The sequence below is a fragment of the Caldimonas sp. genome, assembly GCF_046289365.1.
Lineage (GTDB): Bacteria > Pseudomonadota > Gammaproteobacteria > Burkholderiales > Burkholderiaceae_C > Caldimonas.
This window is the reverse complement of sequence record NZ_JBKBVU010000326.1, coordinates 1-2,206: the sequence shown is the minus strand read 5'-3', so window position 1 is coordinate 2,206 and position 2,206 is coordinate 1. Positions and strand designations below refer to the sequence as shown.

The 2,206-nt window shown below is 61.8% G+C and carries 3 protein-coding genes; 2 read left to right on the top strand and 1 reads right to left on the bottom strand.

Annotated features, from left to right (window positions below):
* Together ACK42S_RS17650 and ACK42S_RS17645 are read left to right on the top strand one after the other, a co-directional pair.
* Nucleotides 1-210: hypothetical protein (locus tag ACK42S_RS17650; protein ID WP_409710694.1), on the top strand; the 210-nt coding region annotated here is incomplete at its 5' end.
* Nucleotides 207-1,010, top strand: a complete 804-nt coding sequence (locus tag ACK42S_RS17645) for a glycoside hydrolase family 108 protein (RefSeq protein WP_409710693.1) — start codon at nt 207-209, stop codon at nt 1,008-1,010. The genes ACK42S_RS17650 and ACK42S_RS17645, both read left to right, overlap by 4 nt.
* Before the next feature lie 931 nt (nt 1,011-1,941).
* On the opposite strand, the gene ACK42S_RS17640 is transcribed toward ACK42S_RS17645, so the two are convergent.
* The coding region (locus ACK42S_RS17640) for a hypothetical protein (protein WP_409710690.1) at nt 1,942-2,206 on the bottom strand (265 nt) is incomplete at its 5' end.

Below are 2,206 nucleotides of genomic sequence, written 5' to 3'. Positions count from 1 at the left end.
CCGGGGCACGTCGAGGCGCTATGCTTGGCGGCAATCGAGGAAATGCGCATGGGCTTCGCGCGTTGGTGCGTCGCTCTTATGGCCGTCAGCTTGATCCGCCACCTGGACCGGCACGGCGTTCACGCCATCCGCCTCGCACCGCCAGTCAATCACTACGGGCAGCGCTACTTATGCCTGATCGATCTCGACGCGATGGAGGGTGCAGCATGAGTGCTGAGAACTTCGACCGTGCACTCAAGATCGTCCTGGGGCATGAGGGTGGGTACGTCAACCACCCAAAGGACCCAGGCGGGGAAACGAACCTCGGCATCACCAGGCGCACATGGGAAAGCTGGGTGGGCCGGCCGGCCATGCCGGGAGAGATGCGGTCGCTCACGCCTGATATGGTGAGGCCGATCTACCGGCAGCAGTACTGGGACCGCGTCCGCGGCGACGACCTGCCATCTGGGGCCGATCTGGCGACGTTCGATGCCGGGGTGAACTCCGGAACCACCAGGGGCGCCCGATGGCTACAGGAGGCCGTAGGAGCGCGCCAGGATGGCGTTGTGGGTCCACAGACGCTTGCCGCGGCCGCCGCCCACCCCAACAAGCCGGACATGGTCGCGAAGATATGCGACCTGCGGCTGGACTTCCTGATGGGCCTTTCGCATTGGGGCACATTCGGCCGGGGGTGGGGCCGGCGAGTCGGCCATATCAAGGCGACCGGCATGGCGTGGGCAGGGGCGTCAACACGGGACCTGCGGGCGGCAGCCGATCGCGAGAGCGCGGTGGCGAAGAGGGAATCCGCTGGTGCCACGGCATCCGGCACCGCGTCTGCTGGAAGTGGCGCGGGCGCAGCCGGAACCGCGCCTACTGACGAATGGGCTATCGCCATGGCATTGGCCTGTTTGGGTATTTTTCTTGCGCTGGTTGCGTGGAGGCTGTATCGTCGCAGCCGAGTGCATAGGGAGGTCGCCCGCGAGATCGAGCGGGTGGCACAGGAGGCGGATCGTGGCGCTAGCACCGTATAGGAAGCTCATTGCAGCATTCGTAGGCATTGGCCTCATGCTGGTGGCGCGTCACACAGGCGTTGACCTCGACATGTACAGCGAACTGATCGTCGAAGCTGTGATCGCGGTGGGAACGCTCGCGGCCGTCTACCAAGTCAAGAACGACCAGCTATGAAGGCGTGGCTCGCCAGCATCTTCGCCGCCCTGTTGGCGCTTCTGGGCATATACAGCCGCGGCAAGGCGGCCGGTCGGGACCGCGAGCGCGCTCACCAGAACGAAAGGGCGGTGCGAAATGTGGACCGGGCTCAGGCTGCGCGTCGCGGTGTTGATGATGATCATCGGGCTGGCGTTCGGCCTGACAGCGTGCGCCGGTTCGACCGCCCCCCCGGCCAGTGACGGCTGCCTGATCTTCCGACCTATCCACGCCGACCCAACCGTTGATTCCGCCGAGACCGTGCGCCAGGTAGACTCCCACAACGCCGTGGGGGTGGCAGTCTGTGGGTGGTCGGACCGCTCGCCCTAACGCAGATGGGAGAGTAAAGTGCTGGAAATCGGGTATGAAGTGCTCTTCGCCATCATGACGGTGTTATTTAGCACCGCACTGGGCGCGATATCTTATTGGGTCAGGAAAGTCGATGACCGCCAGTTTGACTTCGCAAAGCACTACATTACCCGAGCAGAACTTGGACAAATACTAGATAAGATCCACGTGGATCTTAGGATCATTCAACAGACCATACGTGATGAGGCAAGGACATCGCGCGAATACACAAAAAGGTACCGAGATTCCGACGATCGCAGCACATCGTGACCACGCCTGTCGCAACTAAAAAAATGGCCCCGTTCTGGGGCCAAGTTGGGAGGAAAGGAAAGGTAACGAACGAGGCCCACTCCTAGCCGATGCGTGGCCCCAAGTCAACGCGGTTCATCGCACCACCTACCGGTTGTGCAACTACCGAAGCTTCGTCGCAATGTAGTGGTACACGCCAATCCCCTTGCTGTCGCGGTTGAGAAGCCGCTGCTTCAGCTCAACCTGGCCATGCGGGCGAGCCAATGTGCATGCGCGCTCAAAGGCGAGAGAGTCGATAGCCCTGCCACCTTCCTTGCTGAAAGATAACCCAGTCCGGTAGACAACCGATTCACCAGGCTGGGCGTTCGTTACCCATTTGAGAAAATCGTCAACGGACATCGTGTTACCAGCTTCGGCCATCTCAGAA